Origin of the sequence: Microbacterium sp. MTN4-26 (genome assembly GCF_042846595.1) — a bacterium.
In the GTDB taxonomy this organism is placed as follows: domain Bacteria; phylum Actinomycetota; class Actinomycetes; order Actinomycetales; family Microbacteriaceae; genus Microbacterium; species Microbacterium luteum.
This window is the reverse complement of the sequence record NZ_BTGO01000012.1, coordinates 55,335-76,520: the sequence shown is the minus strand read 5'-3', so window position 1 is coordinate 76,520 and position 21,186 is coordinate 55,335. Positions and strand designations below refer to the sequence as shown.

21 protein-coding genes and 1 tRNA gene are annotated in these 21,186 nt (G+C 68.1%); 17 read left to right on the top strand and 5 right to left on the bottom strand.

The window, feature by feature from the left end; translation table 11 throughout:
* Positions 1-48: 48 nt before the first annotated feature.
* The 3 genes from pyk to ACGG9C_RS11645 all read left to right on the top strand — a co-directional run bounded on the left by pyk (position 49) and on the right by ACGG9C_RS11645 (position 2,533).
* Positions 49-1,497, top strand: coding sequence for a pyruvate kinase (gene pyk, locus ACGG9C_RS11655; protein WP_071043520.1), 1,449 nt, complete (start codon positions 49-51; stop codon positions 1,495-1,497).
* A gap of 69 nt (positions 1,498-1,566) precedes the next feature.
* Entirely contained in the window at positions 1,567-1,950 is a 384-nt protein-coding gene (locus tag ACGG9C_RS11650; RefSeq protein ID WP_194383148.1) for an SHOCT domain-containing protein, read from the top strand.
* A gap of 40 nt (positions 1,951-1,990) precedes the next feature.
* A complete protein-coding gene (locus ACGG9C_RS11645; RefSeq protein WP_194383149.1) occupies positions 1,991-2,533 on the top strand; it encodes a GNAT family N-acetyltransferase in 543 nt (180 codons plus the stop codon).
* 8 nt (positions 2,534-2,541) lie between these two features.
* Here ACGG9C_RS11645 and ACGG9C_RS11640 read toward each other — a convergent pair.
* A tRNA-Leu gene (locus ACGG9C_RS11640) sits at positions 2,542-2,624 on the bottom strand.
* A 31-nt stretch (positions 2,625-2,655) separates the two neighbouring features.
* On the opposite strand from ACGG9C_RS11640, the gene ACGG9C_RS11635 reads away from it, so the two are divergent.
* A complete protein-coding gene (locus ACGG9C_RS11635; protein ID WP_390178680.1) occupies positions 2,656-3,276 on the top strand; it encodes an ANTAR domain-containing response regulator in 621 nt (206 codons plus the stop codon).
* 44 nt (positions 3,277-3,320) lie between these two features.
* Here ACGG9C_RS11635 and ACGG9C_RS11630 read toward each other — a convergent pair whose 3' ends face one another.
* Positions 3,321-3,746: a hotdog fold thioesterase gene (locus tag ACGG9C_RS11630; protein WP_071043523.1), complete on the bottom strand. Its 426-nt coding sequence runs from the start codon at positions 3,744-3,746 to the stop codon at positions 3,321-3,323.
* Between the two features lie 59 nt (positions 3,747-3,805).
* Here ACGG9C_RS11630 and polA point away from each other — a divergent pair, with 59 nt between their 5' ends.
* The 7 genes from polA to sfnG all read left to right on the top strand — a co-directional run bounded on the left by polA (position 3,806) and on the right by sfnG (position 12,990).
* Complete coding sequence (gene polA, locus ACGG9C_RS11625) at positions 3,806-6,442, top strand: DNA polymerase I (protein ID WP_194383150.1); 2,637 nt, start codon at positions 3,806-3,808, stop codon at positions 6,440-6,442.
* Positions 6,443-6,482: 40 nt separating this feature from the next.
* On the top strand, positions 6,483-8,153 hold the full coding sequence (locus tag ACGG9C_RS11620; protein WP_194383151.1) for a DUF885 domain-containing protein: 1,671 nt from the start codon (positions 6,483-6,485) through the stop codon (positions 8,151-8,153).
* 36 nt (positions 8,154-8,189) lie between these two features.
* Positions 8,190-9,245: an LLM class flavin-dependent oxidoreductase gene (locus tag ACGG9C_RS11615; RefSeq protein ID WP_194383152.1), complete on the top strand. Its 1,056-nt coding sequence runs from the start codon at positions 8,190-8,192 to the stop codon at positions 9,243-9,245.
* Between the two features lie 19 nt (positions 9,246-9,264).
* Complete coding sequence (locus ACGG9C_RS11610; protein WP_071043526.1) at positions 9,265-10,623, top strand: MFS transporter; 1,359 nt, start codon at positions 9,265-9,267, stop codon at positions 10,621-10,623.
* Entirely contained in the window at positions 10,613-11,401 is a 789-nt protein-coding gene (locus tag ACGG9C_RS11605) for an SGNH/GDSL hydrolase family protein (protein ID WP_194383153.1), read from the top strand. Before ACGG9C_RS11610 ends, ACGG9C_RS11605 begins: the two co-directional genes overlap by 11 nt.
* Before the next feature lie 103 nt (positions 11,402-11,504).
* A complete protein-coding gene (locus tag ACGG9C_RS11600) occupies positions 11,505-11,765 on the top strand; it encodes a DUF6458 family protein (RefSeq protein WP_071043527.1) in 261 nt (86 codons plus the stop codon).
* A 91-nt stretch (positions 11,766-11,856) separates the two neighbouring features.
* Positions 11,857-12,990: a dimethylsulfone monooxygenase SfnG gene (gene sfnG, locus ACGG9C_RS11595; protein WP_194383154.1), complete on the top strand. Its 1,134-nt coding sequence runs from the start codon at positions 11,857-11,859 to the stop codon at positions 12,988-12,990.
* Between the two features lie 5 nt (positions 12,991-12,995).
* Here sfnG and ACGG9C_RS11590 read toward each other — a convergent pair whose 3' ends face one another.
* Positions 12,996-13,565 carry a dihydrofolate reductase family protein gene (locus tag ACGG9C_RS11590; protein ID WP_194383155.1) on the bottom strand — a complete coding sequence of 190 codons (570 nt, stop codon included), beginning with the start codon at positions 13,563-13,565 and terminating at the stop codon, positions 12,996-12,998.
* Between the two features lie 159 nt (positions 13,566-13,724).
* Here ACGG9C_RS11590 and ACGG9C_RS11585 point away from each other — a divergent pair, with 159 nt between their 5' ends.
* Positions 13,725-14,645: an AEC family transporter gene (locus ACGG9C_RS11585; RefSeq protein WP_390178679.1), complete on the top strand. Its 921-nt coding sequence runs from the start codon at positions 13,725-13,727 to the stop codon at positions 14,643-14,645.
* A gap of 74 nt (positions 14,646-14,719) precedes the next feature.
* On the top strand, positions 14,720-15,277 hold the full coding sequence (locus ACGG9C_RS11580; protein ID WP_194383157.1) for an HdeD family acid-resistance protein: 558 nt from the start codon (positions 14,720-14,722) through the stop codon (positions 15,275-15,277).
* A gap of 163 nt (positions 15,278-15,440) precedes the next feature.
* On the opposite strand, the gene ACGG9C_RS11575 is transcribed toward ACGG9C_RS11580, so the two are convergent.
* Both ACGG9C_RS11575 and ACGG9C_RS11570 read right to left on the bottom strand, forming a co-directional pair.
* Entirely contained in the window at positions 15,441-17,408 is a 1,968-nt protein-coding gene (locus tag ACGG9C_RS11575; RefSeq protein WP_390178678.1) for a S9 family peptidase, read from the bottom strand.
* A gap of 1 nt (position 17,409) precedes the next feature.
* Positions 17,410-18,174 (bottom strand): SDR family oxidoreductase, encoded by a 765-nt coding sequence (locus ACGG9C_RS11570; RefSeq protein ID WP_288420364.1) that lies wholly within the window; start codon positions 18,172-18,174, stop codon positions 17,410-17,412.
* A gap of 152 nt (positions 18,175-18,326) precedes the next feature.
* Here ACGG9C_RS11570 and ACGG9C_RS11565 point away from each other — a divergent pair, with 152 nt between their 5' ends.
* The 4 genes from ACGG9C_RS11565 to ACGG9C_RS11550 all read left to right on the top strand — a co-directional run bounded on the left by ACGG9C_RS11565 (position 18,327) and on the right by ACGG9C_RS11550 (position 21,178).
* Complete coding sequence (locus tag ACGG9C_RS11565) at positions 18,327-18,821, top strand: NfeD family protein (RefSeq protein WP_071043533.1); 495 nt, start codon at positions 18,327-18,329, stop codon at positions 18,819-18,821.
* A complete protein-coding gene (locus tag ACGG9C_RS11560; protein WP_071043534.1) occupies positions 18,814-19,890 on the top strand; it encodes an SPFH domain-containing protein in 1,077 nt (358 codons plus the stop codon). The genes ACGG9C_RS11565 and ACGG9C_RS11560 overlap by 8 nt, the downstream gene beginning before the upstream one ends.
* 5 nt (positions 19,891-19,895) lie before the next feature.
* Positions 19,896-20,696: a glycerophosphodiester phosphodiesterase family protein gene (locus ACGG9C_RS11555; RefSeq protein WP_071043535.1), complete on the top strand. Its 801-nt coding sequence runs from the start codon at positions 19,896-19,898 to the stop codon at positions 20,694-20,696.
* Positions 20,697-20,800: 104 nt separating this feature from the next.
* A complete protein-coding gene (locus ACGG9C_RS11550) occupies positions 20,801-21,178 on the top strand; it encodes an RNA polymerase-binding protein RbpA (RefSeq protein ID WP_071043536.1) in 378 nt (125 codons plus the stop codon).
* Positions 21,179-21,186 lie beyond the last annotated feature (8 nt).

The window sequence follows — 21,186 nt, the reverse complement described above, 5'->3', positions numbered from 1 at the left end:
CACGGCCATCAGGCCGACCTCACCCCCAGCACCCGGAGAAGACATCGGATGAGACGTGCCAAGATCGTCGCCACGCTGGGTCCCGCCACATCGTCGTATGAGATGGTCCGCGCGATCATCGACGCCGGTGTGGACGTGGCCCGCCTGAACCTGAGCCACGGCGACTACTCGGTCCACGACAACAACTTCGCCAACGTCCGCAAGGCGGCCGACGACGCAGGGCGCGCGGTCGCCGTGCTCGTCGACCTCCAGGGACCCAAGATCCGCCTCGGCCGCTTCGCCGACGGACCCCACGAGCTCGCCGAGGGCGACATCTTCAAGATCACCGTCGACGACATCCCCGGCACCAAGGAGATCGTCTCGACGACCTTCAAGGGTCTGCCGCAGGACGTCAAGGCGGGCGACTTCCTCCTGATCGACGACGGCAAGGTTCGCGTCAAGGTCCTCGAGACCGACGGCACGACCGTGACCACCGAAGTGATCGTCGGCGGCCCGGTCTCGAACAACAAGGGCATCAACCTTCCCGGCGTCGCCGTGAACGTTCCCGCCCTGTCCGAGAAGGACGAGGACGACCTCCGTTGGGCGCTGCGCACCGGAGCGGACCTGATCGCCCTCTCCTTCGTCCGCTCCGCGAAGGACGTGCGCCGCGTGCACGTGATCATGTCGGAGGAGGGGCGCCACATCCCGATCATCGCGAAGATCGAGAAGCCCCAGGCGGTGGACAACCTCGAGGAGATCATCGACGCATTCGACGGCATCATGGTCGCCCGTGGCGACCTGGGCGTCGAACTGCCGCTGGAGGCGGTTCCGATCGTGCAGAAGCGCGCCGTGGAGCTGTGCCGCCGCATGGCGAAGCCCGTCATTGTGGCGACGCAGATGCTCGAGTCGATGATCAACAGCCCGGTTCCGACCCGCGCTGAGACGAGCGACGTCGCCAACGCGGTGCTCGACGGCGCCGACGCGGTCATGCTCTCGGGCGAGACCAGCGTGGGTGACTATCCGGTCGTCGTGGTGGAGACGATGGCCCGCATCGTCGACTCGACGGAGGTGCACGGACTCGACCGCATCGCGAAGATGACGGCCAAGCCGCGCACGCAGGGCGGCGCGATCACGCTCGCCGCGATCGAGGTCGCTGAGTTCGTCGAGGCGAAGTACCTCTGCATCTTCACCGAGTCCGGCGACACGGCTCGCCGCCTGTCGCGCCTTCGCCCGGGGATCCCCATGCTCGCGTTCACACCGGAACCGGCGATCCGCCGGCGCATGGCGGTCACGTGGGGCATCCAGTCCAGCCTCGTCGAGCACGTTCCCCACACCGACCGGATGTTCATCCAGGTCGACGACTACCTGCTGTCCAACGACCTGGCCAAGGTCGGCGACAAGGTCGTCGTGATCTCCGGTTCGCCTCCCGGGATCACCGGTTCGACCAACGACATCCGCATCCACAAGGTGGGCGACGCGGTGCACGGCGCCGCGCCGATCTATCAGTCGCGCGAATAGTCATCGCTCGGACCGGAACGGTCGCGCTATCCTGAGCGCGACCGTTCCGTCGTCCGTGAGGAGATCATCATGATCTGGGACATCTTCTGGTTCATGCTGATGGCGTTCTACGTCATCGCGTACATCTTCGTGGTGGCCCTCGTGATCGTGGATCTGTTCCGCGACCGACAGCTCGCCGGCGGGTGGAAGGCGCTCTGGGTCGTCTTCCTGGTCTTCGTTCCGATGCTGACCGCCCTGGTCTACGTGATAGCTCGGGGACGCGGCATGGCCGAGCGGTCTGCGCGGCGGGAGCGCCCGGGTGCTCCCGAGGCCGATGACTACCGCCCTGCCGCCTCGTCCGATCCTTCCGGCGACATCGCCAAGGCCAAGGAGCTCCTCGATGCCGGGGTGATCACGCGGGGCGAGTTCGACGCTCTGAAGAGCAAGGCGCTCGGCAACCAGTACTTCGGCTGAGCGACGCTGTCGCCCCGCCATGGCGTGACAGGGTGGTGGGATGCAGCTTCTTCGCAAGGGATGGTCCGCCGGGAGAGTGCGTGCCCGAACGGTCGAGATCGCTCATGACCTCGACGCCGTCGGCTATGTCGTGCGGGGTTCGAAACCGGATGACGCCGCCGGGGTGACCGACCTCGTGCGTGGGCATCTGGGCGGGGCGCGTTCTTTCGAGTACGCGCGTTCCGATGGCGCGGTGATCGTGACCGCCGAGGGTGGGGAGATCGCCGGGGTCGCCGTCGTGCGTGCTTCCCTGTCGCCGCAGCAGAACGTGGTCGTGCACGTGCGCGCCCTCGTCACGGCACCGGAGCATCGTGGACGAGGAATCGCGTCCCTCGCGCTGGCCGTGATCCCTCAGGTGCTCGGCGCTGACCTGTCGCCCGACGTGATCTTCGGCGCCGCGGCGAGTGAGCACGCCGTCTTCTTCCAGCGCAACGGGTTCGATGTGCTGCAGCCGGGGGAGCGGCTCGACCTCGGTGCCCACACCGACGTTCTCGTGGACGCCGCAGCGGCGCCGCTGGACACCTGGTTCGTCAGAGCGCCGTGACGAGGGTGTGCCGGTGGTGGGAGTCGAACCCACACGCCCTTTCGGGCAACCGAGTTTGAGTCGGTCGCGTCTGCCATTCCGCCACACCGGCCGGTGCGGAGATGACGATACCGTAGGATTCAATGGTGACAGAGCAAGATCAGTCCGCGTCTGCGGCCAGCGCCCCCCGTCGAGTCGTCGTCGCCGAAGATGAGTCCCTCATCCGCCTCGACATCGTGGAGATCCTGCGCGACAACGGATTCGACGTCGTCGGAGAAGCAGGTGACGGCGAGACCGCCGTGCAGCTGGCGACCGAGCTTCGGCCCGACCTCGTTGTGATGGACGTGAAGATGCCCCAGCTGGACGGCATCTCCGCCGCCGAGAAGCTGAGCAAGAACAACATCGCGCCCGTGGTGCTCCTGACCGCCTTCAGTCAGAAGGAGCTCGTCGAGCGAGCCAGCGAGGCCGGTGCGCTCGCCTACGTCGTCAAGCCGTTCACCCCCAACGACCTGCTGCCCGCCATCGAGATCGCCCTTGCGCGCCACGAGCAGATCATCACCCTTGAAGCCGAGGTCGCCGACATGGTGGAGCGCTTCGAGACCCGCAAGCTCGTGGACCGCGCCAAGGGCCTGCTCAACGAGAAGATGGGCCTGTCCGAGCCCGAGGCGTTCCGCTGGATCCAGAAGGCGTCGATGGACCGCCGCCTCACGATGCAGGATGTCGCCAAGGCCATCATCGAGCAGCTGGCGCCCAAGAAGGACTGACGCCCCGAGACCCTCGGATCTCCCCGTCTTCTCCGGCACCGTCGTCAGGAGGCGGGGAGATCTTTTATGTGGTTGGTGATGCGCACCGTCGAGCAGCGTCGGCCGTCCTCGTCGGTGACCACGATCTCGTGCACCGTCATGCTGCGCCCGAGGTGGACGGGGGTGCACACGCCGGTCACGAGGCCGGATCGCGCCGATCGCGTGTGCGTGGCGTTGATGTCGACGCCGACCGCGAGCCGGCCCGGTCCGGCGTGCAGATTGGCCGCCATCGAGCCGAGGGATTCACCCAGGACCACGTAGGCTCCGCCGTGAAGCAGCCCCACCGGCTGGGTGTTCCCGTCGACCGGCATCGTGGCGACGGCGCGCTCCACGGTGAACTCCGTGAAGCGGATGCCCATCTTCTCGGCCAGGGCGCCCATCCCGCGCTCCGTGGCCCAGTCGAGTCCGTCGACGGTCGTCGCATCGGTCATGGCGGGAGCCTCCCTCGGAGCGGTTCGGGGGTGTCGGCACCCGCGTCTAGGCTTGCAGGGTGACGGACTCCGCAAAGCCTACCCTTCTGGTCGTCGACGGACATTCGCTCGCGTACCGCGCGTTCTACGCCCTCCCGGTCGACAACTTCTCCACCCGCGACGGGCAGCACACCAACGGCGTGTACGGGTTCCTCGCGATGCTGATCAACCTGATCAAGGCCGAGAAGCCGACCCATATGGCCGTCGCCTTCGACACCTCGCGGCAGTCCTTCCGCACTCGCGAGTACACCGAGTACAAGGCCAACCGATCGGAGACGCCGCCGGAGTTCAAGGGCCAGATCCCGCTGTTAAAGGACTGCCTCGCCGCCATGAGCATCACGGTGCTCGAACAGGAGGACATCGAGGCGGACGACATTCTGGCCACCCTCGCCACGCAGGGCTCCGCCGCCGGCTTCGACGTGCTGGTGTGCTCCGGCGACCGCGATACCATCCAGCTCGTCGACGACGACGTCACCCTGCTCTACCCGAACGTGCAGGGTGTGTCGCAGCTCAAGCGCTACGACCGCGAGGCGGTGCTGGAGCGCTACAAGGTGCCACCGGAGCAGTACCCCGATGTCGCGGCGCTGGTCGGTGAGACGAGCGACAATCTGCCCGGGGTTCCGAAGGTGGGGGAGAAGACCGCCGTCAAGTGGCTCACGCAGTTCGGCACGCTCGATGACATTCTCGCGCAGGCCGACACCATCAAGGGCGTCGTTGGCAACAACCTCCGTGAGCACATCGACGATGTGCGCCGAAATCGCTCGCTCAACCGCCTGCTGCGTGACGTCGAGCTTCCTGTCGTGCCCGGCGACCTGGCCGTGCGGCCGATCGATGCGCAGGCGGTGCGCGACATCTTCGCGCGTCTGGAGTTCCGAACCCTCCTGCCACGCGTCTTCGAAGCGGCCGGCGTCGACGGTGCGATGGCCGCCGCTTCGGCACCTGTCGCGGAGGCCCCGACGCCGTCGGAGCCCGATGCCGCCGCGCTCTCGGAATGGTTGCGGGCCACGTCGGGCGAGGTGGGGCTGACCGTGTCGACCCTCGGCGGGCTGCCCCGCCGCATCGGCCTCGCCACATCCGACGAGGCCGTCGAAGTGACCTGGGACGACGCGACCGCCGACATCCTGCTCCCGTGGCTCTCCTCGGATGCACCCAAGGTCCTCTGCGACGCGAAGGCGCAGATCAAGGCCCTTCGCCGAGCCGGGGCGGTCGTCGACACCGTCGTCTTCGACGTGCTCATCGCCGGCTGGCTGCTGCGCCCCAGCCTTCCCGACAAGTCGCTTGCCGACCTCGTCGAGAGTTACCTCGACGAGAAGCTCCCCACCTCGGACCCGACGCAGCTCGTGCCGGAGGAGGAGGGGGCCACCCCGGGCCAGCTCTCGTGGTACGCCCTGAGAGTCGCCGATGCTCTCCGTGACAAGCTTCCCGCGCGCGTCGCCGACGTTCTCGTCGACATCGAGCTGCCCACGCTGCTGACCCTCGCGGACATGGAGCTGGCGGGTGTCGCCGTCTCGCACGAGAAGCTGGCGGCGTTCTCCGGTGATCTCGGTAGGCGGGCCGACGCCATCGCACAGGAGGCGTACGCGACGATCGGTCGCGAGGTCAACCTGGGCTCGCCGAAGCAGCTCCAGCAGGTGCTCTTCGAGGAGCTGGAGCTGCCGAAGACGCGCAAGACCAAGACCGGCTATTCCACCGACGCGGCGGTTCTGGCGGATCTGCAGGAGTCGAGCCCGCATCCGTTCCTGCGTCTTCTGCTGCAGCACCGGGAGGCGACGAAGCTGCGGCAGATCGTCGAGTCGCTCGATGCTGCCATCGGAGACGACGGCCGCATCCACACGACGTACGTGCAGACCGGCAGCCAGACCGGTCGACTCTCGAGCACGGACCCGAACCTGCAGAACATCCCCATCCGCACCGAGGAGAGCCGGCTCATCCGCGCGGCCTTCGAGGTCGGGAACGGGTACGAGACTCTCCTGACCGCTGACTACTCGCAGATCGAGATGCGCATCATGGCGCACCTCTCGGGCGATGAGGGTCTGATCGAGGCGTTCAACACCGGCGAGGACCTGCACCGCTTCGTCGGTGCGCGGGTGTTCGGCGTCGAACCTGCCGAGGTCAGCCCCGCCATGCGCACGAAGGTCAAAGCGATGTCGTACGGACTGGTCTACGGCCTCTCGGCGTTCGGTCTGTCGAAGCAGCTGCGGATCGAGCAGTCCGAGGCGAAGGAACTCATGCGAGAGTACTTCGCCCGTTTCGGTGCCGTGCGTGACTACCTGCGGTCATCGGTCGAGCAGGCTCGCATCGACGGATACACCGAGACGATCTTCGGTCGTCGTCGTCCCTTCCCCGATCTCGCCAGCCCGAATCGCGTGCTGCGCGAGAACGCCGAGCGCGCAGCGCTCAACGCCCCCATCCAGGGAAGTGCGGCAGACATCATGAAGATCGCGCTGCTGAACATCCACGCGGAACTCGGTGATGCCGATCTGTCGTCGCGCGTGCTGCTGCAGATCCACGACGAACTCGTGGTCGAGGTCGCCCCGGGCGAATGGGACGCCGTCGAGCGGATCGTCACGGCTCGCATGGGCGATGCCGCGAGCCTCACCGTTCCGCTGGACGTGCAGATCGGTCGCGGCGCGGACTGGAGTGTGGCCGGACACTGACGCCCGCCTGAGCGGGCCCGCGATCTTCTAGGCTCGGAGCATGACAACGCCTGAACGCACCCCCACGCCGATCGACACGATCGCGGAGGCGTGGGTCGACACGGTCGCGGACCTCGATCCGATCGTCGCGACGTACATCGGCCGCTTCGAGCACAACCATCGCTTCGCGGACTATTCGCCCGAGGGCGTCGCAGCCGGCGCCGACGCCGCTCGTCGCGCCCTGGCCGATCTGTCCGCTGCCGAGGTGACGGACGCGGTCGACGCCGTGACCAAGGAGGATCTCTCGCGAACGCTCGAGCTGGAACTCGAGCTCCACGATGCGCAGTGGCCCCTCCGCGACCTCAACGTGATCGCCTCGCCCGCACAGGACATCCGTTCCGTGTTCGACCTCATGCCTACCGAGACGATCGAGGACTGGTCGACCGTCTCCACGCGGATGTCGGCGCTGCCGGAAGCCGTCGCGGGATATACGCAGACCCTCCGCGAGGGCCTGTCGCAAGGCGTGGTACCGGCCCGGCGCCAGGTCGCCGAGGTCCTCGGCCAGATCGCGCGGTATACCGCCGACAACGGGTTCTTCGCCTCGTTCGTCGCGGAGGCCGCGCCCGGAGACGGCCATCTTCCCGCATCCCTCGCACGCGATCTGACCGACAACGCCAACGCGGCCCGCGTCGCCTACGACCGCTTGGCCGCCTTCCTCTCGAACGAGCTGGCGCCGGTCGCCGGCGAGAAGGACGCGGTGGGTCGCGAGCTCTACGGGCTCCACTCGCGACGCTTCCTCGGCGCGACGATCGACCTCGACGAGACGTACGAGTGGGGTCTGGAAGAGCTCGCGCGCATGGTCGCCGAGCAGGAGGCCATCGCGAAGGAGATCCTGCCCGGTGGCTCCGTCGAGGATGCCGTCGCCTTCCTCGAACAGGACGAGTCGCGGAAGTTGCACGGCACCGACGCCCTGCAGCGCTGGATGCAGGAGACGAGCGATCGCGCCGTCGAGGAGCTCGGCCGCACGCACTTCGACATCCCTGAGCCCATCCGACGCCTGCAGTGCATGATCGCGCCGACGAGAGAGGGCGGCATCTACTACACCGGGCCGACCGACGACTTCTCGCGGCCCGGCCGCATGTGGTGGTCGGTTCCGGAAGGCGTCGAGTCGTTCGACACGTGGCGCGAGCTCACGACGGTGTACCACGAGGGCGTTCCGGGTCATCATCTGCAGATCGCGCAGGCGGTGTTCAACCGCGCGACGCTCAACTCGTGGCGGCGGCTGCTCGCCGGCACTTCGGGGCACGCGGAAGGGTGGGCGCTGTACGCGGAGCGTCTCATGGAGCAGCTGGGCTACCTCGATGACCCTGCCGACCGGTTGGGAATGCTCGACGGGCAGCGCATGCGGGCCGCCCGCGTGGTCCTCGACATCGGCGTGCACCTGGAGAAGCCGCGACCCGACGGCAACGGCACCTGGGACGCCGATTACGCCCTCGACTTCATGATGCGCAACGTCAACATGCCGCCCGAGTTCGTGCGTTTCGAGGTGAACCGCTATCTGGGATGGCCGGGTCAGGCACCGTCCTACAAGGTCGGGCAGCGCATCTGGGAGAACCTGCGCGACGACTTTGCGACGGCGCAGGGGGGCGCGTTCTCCATCACGGACTTCCACAAGCGTGCTCTCGACGTCGGGGGAGTGGGCCTGGACACGCTCCGTTCGGCCCTCGTCTGACCGGAGCGGGAATAGCCCGGCGCCTGCGGCGTTCTCATGCATGTGAATACAAGCGATCTGTCCGGCGTCCACCTCGGCCTCGACACCTTCGGAGACATCACCGTCGATTCCGACGATCGTCCCTTGACCGCTGCACAGACGATCCGCAACGTGGTCGACCAGGCCGTCCTCGCCGACGAGGTGGGCCTGTCGTTCTTCGGTGTCGGGGAGCACCATCGCCCCGATTTCGCCGTCTCGAGTCCGGAGATCGTGCTCGCCGCCGCTGCGGCTCGCACCCGCGACATCCATCTCGGCACCGCGGTGACCGTGCTGTCGTCCGATGATCCGGTGCGGGTCTACGAGCGGTTCGCCACCCTGGATGCCGTGTCGGGCGGTCGAGCGGAGGTGATCCTCGGGCGCGGCTCGTTCATCGAGTCCTTCCCGCTGTTCGGCTATGAGCTGAGCGACTACGAGGTGCTGTTCGAGGAGAAGCTGGAGCTCTTCTCACGTCTGCGCGACGAACGTCCCGTCACGTGGCAGGGGAGCACGCGCGCACCGCTCGTCGAGGCGGATGTGCATCCGAAGACCGAATCGGGACGTCTGACCGCGTGGGTCGGCGTCGGCGGCTCGCCCGAATCCGTGGTGCGCGCCGCGCGCCACGGTTACGGACTGATGCTCGCGATCATCGGCGGTCCTGCCGGCAGGTTCCGCCCCTTCGCCGATCTCTACCGCCGCTCACTCGATCAGCTGGGCCGTCCGCAGCTCCCCATCGGCGTGCACTCGCCCGGCCACGTGGCCGAGACCGACGAGCAGGCGTGGGAAGAGGCCTACGCCGGCTTCCAGGCGATGCACGACACCATCGGCCGAGAGCGCGGATGGCCGCCCTACAGCAGACTCGCCTTCCAGCGCGACGTCGGCCCGGAGGGATCGACCTACTCGGGCTCTCCCGAGACGGTCGCCCGCAAGATCGCCGAGACCGTGCGCACGCTCGGGGTGGATCGGTTCGACATGAAGTTCTCCACCGGAACGCTCTCGCACGACAAGCTCTTGAAGAGCATCGAGCTCTATGGCACCCGCGTCGCACCGCGCGTGCGGGAACTGCTCGCGTCGTGACGGTCGTACGATGGGGCGCATGACCGACGCCGCACGGGCCCGGACCTCCGACGCCGGACGCCGCCTCGATCGTCTGCCGTTCGGCCGCCCGCATCTGAAGGTGCTCACCGGCTCCGGCATCGGGTGGGCTCTGGACGCGATGGACGTCGGATTGATCTCGTTCATCATCGCGGCGCTCGCCCAGCAGTGGGACCTCGCGCCGGGGGAGACGGCGTGGATCGCGTCGATCGGATTCATCGGCATGGCGATCGGTGCGAGCATCGGCGGGCTCCTGGCCGATCGTATCGGCCGCCGCCAGGTTTTCGCGCTGACCCTGCTGGTGTACGGGCTGGCGACCGGGGCCAGCGCCCTCGTCAGCGGAATCGCGGCCCTCCTCGTCCTGCGTTTCCTCGTCGGGCTCGGGCTCGGCGCCGAGCTGCCCGTGGCCTCGACGTATGTGAGCGAGTTCGCTCCCGCGCGCATCCGCGGCCGCGTCATCGTGATCCTCGAGGCCTTCTGGGCCCTCGGCTGGACCGCTGCGGCCCTCATCGGGTACCTCGTCATCCCGCTCTCCGACGACGGGTGGCGCTGGGCCTTCGCTCTCGGTGCGATCCCCGCCGCCTACGCCCTCATCGTGCGTTGGGGACTGCCGGAATCAGCGCGCTGGCTGGAGCGCCGCGGTCGTCACCAGGAGGCCGACGAGATCGTCGCGACGTTCGAAGCGGCCTCGACGCGCCCACCGGCGCACCGGCGGCCGGCGCCATCGGTCTCACCGGCACCGCAGGCGACCACCCCGCCGAAGGCTTCTGTGCGCGCCCTGTGGCAGCCCGATCTTCGGGTGCGCACCAGCGCGCTGTGGCTGGTGTGGTTCTGCGTGAACTTCGCCTACTACGGCGCGTTCATCTGGATCCCGACGCTCCTGGTCGCCCAGGGTTTCGACCTGGTGCGCTCCTTCGAGTACACGCTGTGGATCACCCTCGCCCAGCTTCCGGGATACGCCGTGGCGGCGTGGCTCATCGAGGTCTGGGGGCGGCGCGCGACACTGTCGGTCTTCCTCATCGGAAGCGCCGTCGCCGCGCTGCTGTTCGGCACCGCGTCGACCGAGGCGATGATCCTCCTCACCGGGATGGCGCTGTCGTTCTTCAACCTCGGCGCGTGGGGCGCGCTCTATGCGGTGACACCCGAGATGTATCCGACGTCGCTGCGGGCCACGGGCGCCGGCTGGGCGGCGGGGGCCGGGCGGATCGCATCGATCGTCGCCCCGCTGTCGGTACCCCTTCTGCTCGGCACCGGAGGCGCTCCGGTGCTGTTCACGGTCTTCGGTGCCGTCTTCGCCGTCGCCGCGGTGGGCACCTGGGGTCTCGTGGATCGCCGCGGGGTGTCGTTGGATGAGGGATGACACCCGGGGCGACTCGGTGAGGTACGTCGCGATCGGCGACTCGTTCACCGAGGGTGTGGGCGACGAGCTTCCGGACGGTTCGGTCCGCGGATGGGCCGATCTCGTCGCGAGAGGATGGGCGGACGGGACGGGCCGGACCATCGAGTACGCCAATCTCGCCATCCGCGGCAAGCTCATCTGGCCGATCGTCGATGAGCAGCTGGAGCGCGCGCTCGCACTGAGACCGACCCACGTGTCCTTCAACGGCGGCGGCAACGACATGCTGCGCCCGCGCATCCCGCTGTCGCGTGTCGTCGATGCTTTCAGCCGCGTCCTTCAGCGGTGTGACGAAGAGGGCGTGACGCTCATCCTCCTATCCGGCGCGAATCCTTCCGCGCAGCTTCCGCTGTCGCGCCTCATTCAGTCGCGTGGCGATGCCCTCTCGCGCCAGGTGGTGGCGCGGGTCGAAGGCCGGAACGACGTGGTGCGCGCGCTCAACTGGCCGGATCGCGAGCTCTCGACACCGGGCTATTGGGCTCAGGATCGACTTCACATGAATGCCCGCGGGCATCACCGGGTCGCAGCGCGAGTGCTGCATGCGCTGGGAGTCGAGGCGCCGGGGGAGTGGTGGTCGCTGCCGGCCCTCGAGCTGCCAAGGCTGGGAGCCGGCAGATACACCCGCGACCACCTGGGGCCGTGGGTTCGCCGGCGTCTGACGGGGACCTCGTCCGGTGACGGCCGGGCGGCGAAACATCCGTCATTCATCACGATCGTGCCGGCCGCGACCGCAGAACCGTAGACCGACGCCCGTTGTCAAGCCCGCGCGCGAGATGCAGCCGGTTCGGAAGGATCAGTGGCTGAGAAGTCGATGACCCTCGCACATCGGCGGAAAGGACCTCGCTATGAGTATCGGAGGCGGAATCGCCCTCTTCGTGATCGGCGCCATCCTCGCGTTCGCGGTGAACGTGGACGTGGAGTGGGTGAACCTCGACCTCATCGGCTACATCCTGATGGGGGCGGGCTTCCTCGTGTTCCTCATCGGTCTCGTGCTCGTCGCGCGCCGTCGTCGCAGTGACACGGTCACGCGCACCGAGACGGACCCCGCGAGCGGAGAGCGCGTCACGCGTCGCTCGACCACCCGGGATGACGTCGACGGAATCTGACGTTTCGGTGTGTGTCCTCGCATGACGTCACGCGAAGACACACACCGACACATCGATTGACCCGCACCCCGGGTCGGCGGATCGTGTCGTCATGACCGATTCTCCTTCTCTCCTCCATGAGCCGCTTCGGTTCGCGTACTGGGTCCCCAACGTCAGCGGGGGACTGGTCGTCTCGAACATCGAGCAGCGCACGTCGTGGGACTACGAGTACAACGTGCGACTCGCCCAGACGGCGGAGCGCGTCGGGTTCGAGTACGCCCTCAGCCAGGTGCGTTACCTGTCGAGCTACGGCGCGGCTCAGCAGCACGAGTCGACCTCGATCAGTCTTGCGCTGCTGCTCGCGACCGAGCGTCTCAAGGTCATCGCGGCCGTGCACCCGGGCCTGTGGGAGCCGGCGGTGCTCGCGAAGTACATCCTGACCGCTGACCAGTTCTCCCACGGCCGCGCAGCTGTGAATGTCGTCAGCGGCTGGTTCAAGGACGAGTACACGAAGCTCGGACTCCCGTGGCTGGAACACGACGAGCGCTATCGCCGCTCCGCCGAGTTCATCGAGGTGCTGCGCGCACTCTGGACGGAGGAGAACGTCGACTTCCACGGTGACTTCTACCGCGTGAACGACTTCACGCTGCGTCCCGGCCCGTATCCGGTCGAGGGACGCAGGCATCCGGAGATCTTCCAGGGCGGGAACTCGACGGCGGCACGGTTCAACGGCGGGGCTCACGCCGACTGGTACTTCTCCAACGGCAAGGACTTCGACGGCTTCACCGAGCAGTACGACGACGTCACGAGGATCGCCGCCGAACACGGCCGCACCGTGAGGTTCGGTCTGAACGCGTTCACGATCATCCGCGACACCGAAGCCGAGGCGCGCGAACAGCTGCGGGAGATCATCGCTCAGGCGGACGGTGCCTCCGTCGAGGGATTCCGTCGCTCCGTGCAGCAGGCGGGCGCGGCGACGGCGGACCGGAAAGGGATGTGGGCGGACTCGAGCCTCGAGGATCTGGTGCAGTACAACGACGGCTTCCGAACACAGCTGTTCGGGCCGCCCGAGCAGGTCGCCGAGCGCATCATCGCGTACAAGAAGCGCGGCGTGAACCTCTTCCTCCTCGGATTCCTGCACTTCCAGGAAGAGCTGGAGGAATTCGGCGAGAAGGTCATCCCGATCGTTCGGGAGCTCGAGGCAGAAGCGCTGCGCTCCGGCGATCCGCTCGCGGTCTCTCGCTAGCGTCGTCAGGTGGCAGGTGCGCCGGTGACAGAGTAGACGAGTTCGACGAACTGCCCGGCCCGGTCGACATCCACGAGCGTCAGTCGGTCGGACTCGAGGCGCCGGGGGAGCAGGGGAGCGCCTCGACCCAGGGTGATCGGTGCGACGGAGAGTCGGATCTCGTCCAGCAGTCCTGCGTCGGCGAACTGTCCCGCGACGTCGCCGCCACCGATGATCCAGACGTCCCCGCCATCGGCAGATGCTCTGATGGCGGGGACGTGGTCGGCCACGGAGCCGCCGACGAAGTGGAGATCTGCACCGTCGACACCGACGCGGTCGCGAGCCGTGAACACCCACGTCGCGCGGTCACCGTAGGCGTCGCGCCATCGCTCGGGGTGCTCGCGCAGCTTCTCGTTCTCGCACACCCACTCGTACGTCGAGGAGCCCATCACCTGGGCGCCGATCGTGCGAAGGAAACGGGTGAACCCTTGCATCGCCCCCTCCGAAGGCACGGCGAAGAGCCAGTCCAGGGAGTGCTGATCGTCGGCCAGGTACCCGTCGAGGGTGGTGGCGGTGGTGTAGACGAAGCGTGTCATGCCGGCACCCTACGGTGAGGTCCGGACATCGCCTCGCCGGCGCCGACGGCGCCTGCCCGCCAGGAGGAGGGGCGGCTGGTCATCCGTGAGTTGACATAATGTACATTATCGGCGAGTACTTCGGGATATGGGGGCAGGGGCACGCAATAGTCTGGACCGGTGCTCGACTCACTCACCGGCTTCCTCGTCGTGGGTCTGGCCATCGCCGTCGGGTACGTCATCGCTCGGGTGGACCTGCTGGGCGAACATGCCCGTCCGGTGCTCGCACGACTCACCTTCTTCGTGCTTTCGCCGTTCCTGCTGTTCGTCGTGCTGGCCGAGGCCGACGTGCGCACGCTCTTCTCCGCCCTCCTGCCCGTCTCCGCGATAGCCGCCGCGGTCGCGATCGCCATCCATGCGATCGTGGCACGCCTGCTGTGGCGACGGAACGTCGGAGAGACGACGATCGGCGCGCTGAGCGCCGGGCAGGTCAACTCCAACAACATCGGCATCCCGCTCTCGCTGTATCTGCTCGGCAGCGCCGCATACCCCGCGCCGGTGATCCTGATGCAGCTGCTCGTGCTCACACCGATAGCGATGGCGATCATGGAATCCGTCACGGCGCAGCAACGCTCGGTCGGTCGCATCCTCGTGCGCACCGTCACGAACCCCCTCGTCATCGGATCCGTCCTCGGCACCCTGGTCGCCGTCAGCGGCCTCGAGCTGCCGGCGATGGCGATGGAGCCGGCGCGACTCATCGCCGACGCCTGCGTGCCGGTTCTCCTCATCAGCTACGGCATGTCCCTGTTCGGCCAGCGGGTGCTCGGCGCCTCGGGCCGGCGGCGCGATGTCGTGCTGGCCACATCGCTGAAGCTCGTCGTGATGCCACTGACGGCCTGGCTGTGCGGACAGCTGCTGTTCGGCATGTCGCCCCACGACGTGTTGATCGTCGTCGTTCTGGCAGCGCTCCCCACCGCCCAGAACGTCTTCAACTACTCCCAGCGGTTCGGCATCGGCGAGACGATCTCTCGAGACACGGTCTTCCTCACCACGATCGGCTGCGTTCCCGTCCTGTTCGCGGCGTCGCTTCTGTTGGGCTGACCTCTCCCCCGGCGCGCACGATCCGCGTACAGTGGAGACGAGCCATTCCCAGGAAACTTTCAGAAAGGCCTCTCATGTCTCTCGAATCAGCGGAGAAGTCCGCCGTCAACGGCATCCGCACAGCGCTCGGCATCGGCGGCGTTCTCGCCGTGATCGTCGGCATCCTGATCCTCGTCTGGCCGGGGCGCACGGCGGCCGTGGTCACCGCGATCATCGCCATCTACGCGATCGCCGCAGGCCTCGTCTACGCCGGGCTCGGCATCTTCTCGAAGGCGAAGGGCGGCTGGTCGCGCGTCGGCCACATCGTGCTCGGAATGCTCTTCGTCATCGCCGGCGTGGTCGCCTTCTTCAACCTCGCTCAGACGACGGAGTTCCTCGCGATCTTCCTCGGCATCCTCGTCGGTGTCATGTGGATCATCGAAGGGGTCGTCTCCCTGTCCACGCTGAGCGACTCCCGCTCGAAGGGCTGGACGATCTTCTTCGCCATCCTCAGCATCGTCGCCGGAATCGTCCTGCTCTTCAGCCCGCTGTGGGGCGCGCTCGTGCTGTGGTGGGTGCTCGGCATCTCGCTCGTCATCCTCGGCATCGTCCAGATCATCCGCGCGTTCACGTTCAGCCCCCTCGACGCCTGAGCCGCGCGACCGTCGCCGCCACGCGATAAACACCTTCCGGCGCGAGAAACGTCGCAATGTGTGGTGTTTCGCGCTGGAAGTGGTTTCTCGGAGAACGCGCGGGCGGCCACGAGAAACGGGGCACCGCGCGATGGTCGCGCGGTGCCCCGTTTCTCGCGGCGGGTCAGCCGATCGGCAGATGGCGCGCCCACCAGCCGAGTACCGCGTCGAAGCGCTCGACCCGATGGCGCGGCTGGCCCGCCCGCGTGAGTTCGTGGTCCTCCCCCGGGAAGATCAGCATCTCCGTCTCGACGCCCTGACGCTTCAGCGCGGAATAGTAGCGCGTAGCCTGTTCGAGGGGGCACCGGTAGTCCGCCTCGGAGTGGATGACGAGTGTCGGCGTCGTGACGCGATCGACCACCGCCATCGGACTCTGCGCCGCGATCGCCTCGGGATCGGTGCCGACGTACTCATCCCCGAAGAACGTTCCGATGTCGCTCGTGCCTTGGAACGACACGGGGTCCAGGAAGCCGCGTTCGACGATCGCCGCGGCGAAACGCTCCTCGTGCGCGATGGTCCACGCCGTCAGGTAGCCGCCATACGACCCGCCCATGATGCCCACGCGGTCGCCGTCCAGTCGCGGGTCCGCCGCCAGGAGCCCGTCGAGAAAATCGAGAACGTCGGCCATGTCGACCGTGCCCATCGCCTGCCGGATGCTTCGCCCGTGCGCACTCCCGTAGCCCGCTGAGCCCCGGGGATTGCAATAGACCACCGCGTATCCGGCATCGACGAGCACCTGTGTCTCGTCGAAGAGGTGTATTCCATAAGCGGCATACGGTCCGCCGTGGATCTGAAGGATGACCGGGTGCGGACCCTCACCGTCCGGGATCGCGCTCCAGCCATGGATCGGATACCCGTCGCGGCCGGTGATCTCGTGCTCGGCGATCGGCACCGGGGCGATGGCGCCCGCTTCACCGTGGTGGGTCAAGCAGCGGGCCTCGCCGCCGTCCATCAGGAAGAGTTCGCCGAGGCTCCCCGGGGTCGCCGCTGCCGCGACGACCCTCGTGCCCGACGCGGCGTGACCGCTCACCTCGACATCGCCGTCGAGCACGGCGGAAGCGGTGCCGTCCCGTGCGACGCGGAGCAGGTGCACGCGCCCGCGGGTGCGGTTCTGCACGAGAAGGTCGTCGCCGACGACGGTCAGGTGGCTGCCCGCTTCACCCAGATCGAACCGGTCGGCGTCGTGCACGCGCCGGACGCCGTCTGCTCCGACGAGGAAGAGCCCCGTCGCCGGAGCGACGAAGTCGACCCCCCGCTCCCCGACATCTGCCGCCAAGAGAGCGAGCGTGCCGTCGCCGCACACGGCGAGGTCGGAGATCGTCAACCGCGCATCGGCCCCCACGACCTCCGACTCGTTCCCGTCGTCGAGGCCGACGGCGACGACGCGAGAACTGAGATCCCGGCGCGCCGACTCGATCGCATCGACGACGGTGAACACGCGGCCTTCGTGCACCGCCAGTGCGCTGTGCGATTCGTCACCGAGCGTCACCCGTCGCGAGGGGACCGGAACGGCGGGGGACTCCTCCGACTCCCCCACGCGGGGCGCCGCGGGATAGGCGGGCTCGTCGTCCGGGTCGGCCACCGGCACCACGAAGACGTGCGACGGTCGGTCGGCGATGTATCCGACCCCGTTGGCGTGCCAGCGGATGCCGGTGACACGACGCGGCGCCTCCGCGGCAGGCTCGAGCCCGGCCACGGTACCGTACCGGCCCGGCTCGGGCACGCGGGCGAGGAAGACCGCGCGGTCACCATCGGGCGTCCACGCGTGCTCTGCGATCCCCAGAGGCTCATCCGTGATCTGCACCGCCTCTCCCCCGGTGGCGCGCACCACGAACAGCTGCGCCCTGCCGCCCGCGTCGGGGCGCCGGAACAGGACCCGTGAGCCATCGGGACTGATGAGCGGTGCCGCGTCGGCGACGCCGCGTGTCAGTCGGCGGGGACGCCCGTGGGGGAGGTCGGCGCGCCACACCTGTCCGACGTAGCGGTTCGCCCTGATGTCGGGTCGCGACGTCGCGTAGACCGCGAAGGAGCCGTCGCGTGAGATGTCGGGCCGGCCGACCGCGATGAGGGATTCGATGTCGGCGGCTCGCACGTCATTCCCCCGCGAACGAACCGGTGTCTCCGACGAGCCGGGTGTTGTCGGCGGGTACCGGCTCGATCGCCGCGAGGGCGACCTCGGCGGCGAACTCCGACACGTTGTACAGGCGCCCGGCCGACTCGCGACGTGTGGCGATCGCGCCGGGGTTCGCGCGTTCCAGGAGCGTGGCGGTGATGGTCCCTTCGATCATGTCGCCCGAGACCACGACGAACTCCACGCCGCTCTCGGCGAGAGCCGGGATGCGCTCACGCAGCGCATCCTCGCCGGCACGCTTGGACAGAGCGACCGGCTCGTATTCCGGCATCGTCGCCGTCGTGCGGATGAAGTGCGCCTGGTGGCTCGTCACGAACACCACGCGAGCGCCCTGCGGCAGGAGGGGCAGCGCGGTCTCCAGCGTGCGCACCTGGGCGTCGCGGTTGAGCGTCAGGGCGTAGTCTTCGGCCACGTTGGACTCCATGCCCCCGGATGCGTTCAGGACGAGGATGTCCAGGGACCCGAAAGCGCGTGCGACCTCGTCGAACATGGCGGCGACCGAGTCCGCGTCGGTCAGGTCCGCCCCGACGACGAGGACCCGCACGCCCAGCTCTCGCAGTTCCGTGGCGAGCTTCTCGGCCCGCGGGGCCTTGTTTCGGAAGTTGATCACGACATCCGCTCCGGCCTGCGCGAGGTATCGCGCCGTGTCGGCGCCGATCCCCCGCGAGGAACCGGTGACGAGGGCGGTCTTTCCGGTCAGGGAACCGGCGGGGAGGGGCTGGGACATGGACTTCGCTCCTGAGGTCGTGACGGGCGCGCGCGTGCGCGCGAGCCGCTCATGACCCTATCAACGGGTCTCATCCGATTCCGGGCGCGCGACGACGGCCCGGCCCCCGGTGTGCGTTGCTAGAGTTCGAGCAAGGGGAAGGAGGCGGGTCGATGATGCCCGATCTGACGCAGTATCTCTGGATCGTCTGGCTCGTGCTCGCACTGCTGTTCGTGATCGTCGAGCTGCTGACGCTGGAGTTCACCTTCCTGATGCTCGCTGCCGGCGCTCTGATCGGTGGGCTGGGCGTCAATCTCCTCGGCGGACCCTGGTGGCTGCAGGTGGGCGCGGCCGCGGCGATCTCCGCGCTCCTGCTGTTCACGATCAGACCCTTGCTGCTGCGCGCGCTGCGCCGCTCCTCGGGCGACGTCAAGACGAACGTCGATGCGCTCTACGGCATCGACGGCCGTGTGGTCGCGGCCTTCGTCGAGGGTGACGGAAGCGTGAAACTCGACAACGGGGAGACCTGGACCGCACGAGCAGCCTCCGGCATCCTCGACGCCGACCTCGAGCTCGGCACTCGGGTGACCGTCTACGCGGTGCGGGGCGCGACGGTCGAGGTCCGGCCCACCCACGTTCATCGCGAGAAAGAAGCTGACCATGGTTGACATCGGCTCGTTCATCGGACAGATCTTCGTCATCGTCCTGCTGCTGGTCGTCGCGATCTTCGTGGTCGTGGTGATCTTCCGCTCCATCCGCATCATCCCGCAGGCGTACGCCGGCATCGTCGAGCGGCTCGGCCGCTACCAGCGCACGCTGAGCCCCGGTCTCAACCTGCTGGTGCCGTTCATCGACCGCCTCCGACCCTTGGTCGACATGCGCGAGCAGGTCGTCTCCTTCCCGCCGCAACCGGTCATCACCGAGGACAACCTCGTCGTCTCGATCGACACGGTCGTCTACTTCCAGGTCACGGATGCGCGCGCCGCGACGTACGAGATCGCGAACTACCTCAGCGCTGTCGAGCAACTCACCACGACGACGCTCCGCAACGTGGTCGGCGGGCTGAACCTCGAGGAGGCCCTGACGAGCCGCGACAACATCAACGGCCAGCTGCGGGTCGTCCTCGACGAGGCGACCGGCAAGTGGGGGCTGCGCGTCTCCCGAGTCGAGCTGAAGGCCATCGACCCGCCGGTGTCGATCCAGGACTCGATGGAGAAGCAGATGCGCGCGGAGCGGGACCGTCGCGCGGCGATCCTGACCGCCGAGGGCTCGAAGCAGTCTCAGATCCTCGAGGCGGAGGGCCGTCGGCAGTCCGAGATCCTCCGCGCCGAGGGCGACAAGCAGGCGGCCGTGCTGCGAGCCCAGGGCGAGGCCGAGGCCATCGAAATGGTCTTCGACGCCATCCACGCCGGTGAACCCGACGACAAGCTCCTCGCCTACCAGTACCTGCAGACCCTCCCCAAGATCGCCGACAGTGCATCGAGCAAGCTGTGGGTCATCCCGAGCGAGATGACCGAGGCACTGAAGGGCATCGGCGCCGCCTTCGGCGGTCGCTCCGACGACACCCCTCGCCGTGAGCCGGGCTCGAAGCCGAAGCCGACCGGGCCGACCCGCGCCGCCGCCGACGCGGCGCTCGCCGCCGCCCGCGAGGCGGCGTCCGCCGCCGATGACATCGCCACGGAAGCGCGCAAGACCACACCCGGTGCCGCCGGCGGCGGAGCGGGTGAGGCACGCTAGACCCCGTGCACCCCTGGTTCGCCGCTTCCGCACCCCCTCGCGTTCTGGCCCATCGTGGCCTGGTCACCGCGACAGACGCCGCGGACGGGATCGTTGAGAACTCGTTCGCCGCCGTCACGTCCGCGCACGCCGCCGGAGCTGCCTACGTCGAGTCGGATTGCCATCTCACCTCCGACGGCGAGGTCGTGCTCTTCCACGACGTCGATCTGCGCCGCGTCACCGGCGACCCCCGCCCGATCGCACATGTCACCCTGCAGGAGCTCGACGACCTGATGTCCTCCCGGGGCGGCCTGGTCACCCTGCGCCAAGCACTGGAGACGTTTCCGGGTCTCCGCTTCAACATCGATGTGAAGGCGGCGGCTGCCGCCGTTCCGGCGGGACGCATCATCGCCGCGCACGCGGAGCGCGTGCTGCTGACGAGCTTCGACGACGACAGGCGTCATAGGGCGCTGCGCGCCGCGACCGTCGGGTCGGCCCGCCCCGCGACATCGGCGGGGTCGAGGACGGTGGCGCGCTTCCTCGCCGCCGCTTCCCTACGTTCGATCACCATGGCGCGCAGAGCACTGGTGGGCGTCGATGCGCTTCAGGTGCCGGAGAGGCAGGGTCCGATGCGCATCGTCTCACCGCGCAGGGTCGAGCTCGCGCACGCACTCGGCGTCGAGGTCCATGTGTGGACGGTCAACGATGCCGCGCGCATGTCGACGCTCTTGGACTGGGGTGTCGACGGCATCGTCACCGACGTCGCCGACGTCGCCCTCGACGTGGTTGCGACGCGGTCGTCGACGCCGCCACGCGCGGGCGGCTGACGGCGCTGTGCATCGACTGTGAATGGCGTCTTCGCGGCGTCCGTTCGGATGATTCCCACAGGTCGTCGCGTTATACCTGATGACCGACGAGAGGACCACCCCCTATGGCAGACCGCAGTCTGCGCGGCATCCGACTCGGCGCCCAGAGCCTACAAAGCGAAGAGGGCGTCGTTTTCCACGACCGCGCGCAGCACACCTACTCGTGTTCGTCCTGTGGGCGAGACACGGTGATGACCTTCGCCGCCGACGCGGAGGTCCCGGAGGCTTGGGAGTGCCGCACCTGCGGCGCCGAGGCTCTTCTGCGAATCGGTGAGGGCACGGCCACGGTGGACCACAGCGGCGACAAGGCCGCCCGCACCCACTGGGACATGCTGCTCGAGCGTCGCACGATTCCGGAGCTGGAAGAGCTCCTGGAGGAGCGCTTGACCTACATCCGCGAACGACGCGGTGCGGCCGCCTCCACCGACAAGCTCAGCGCCTGAATCCCACT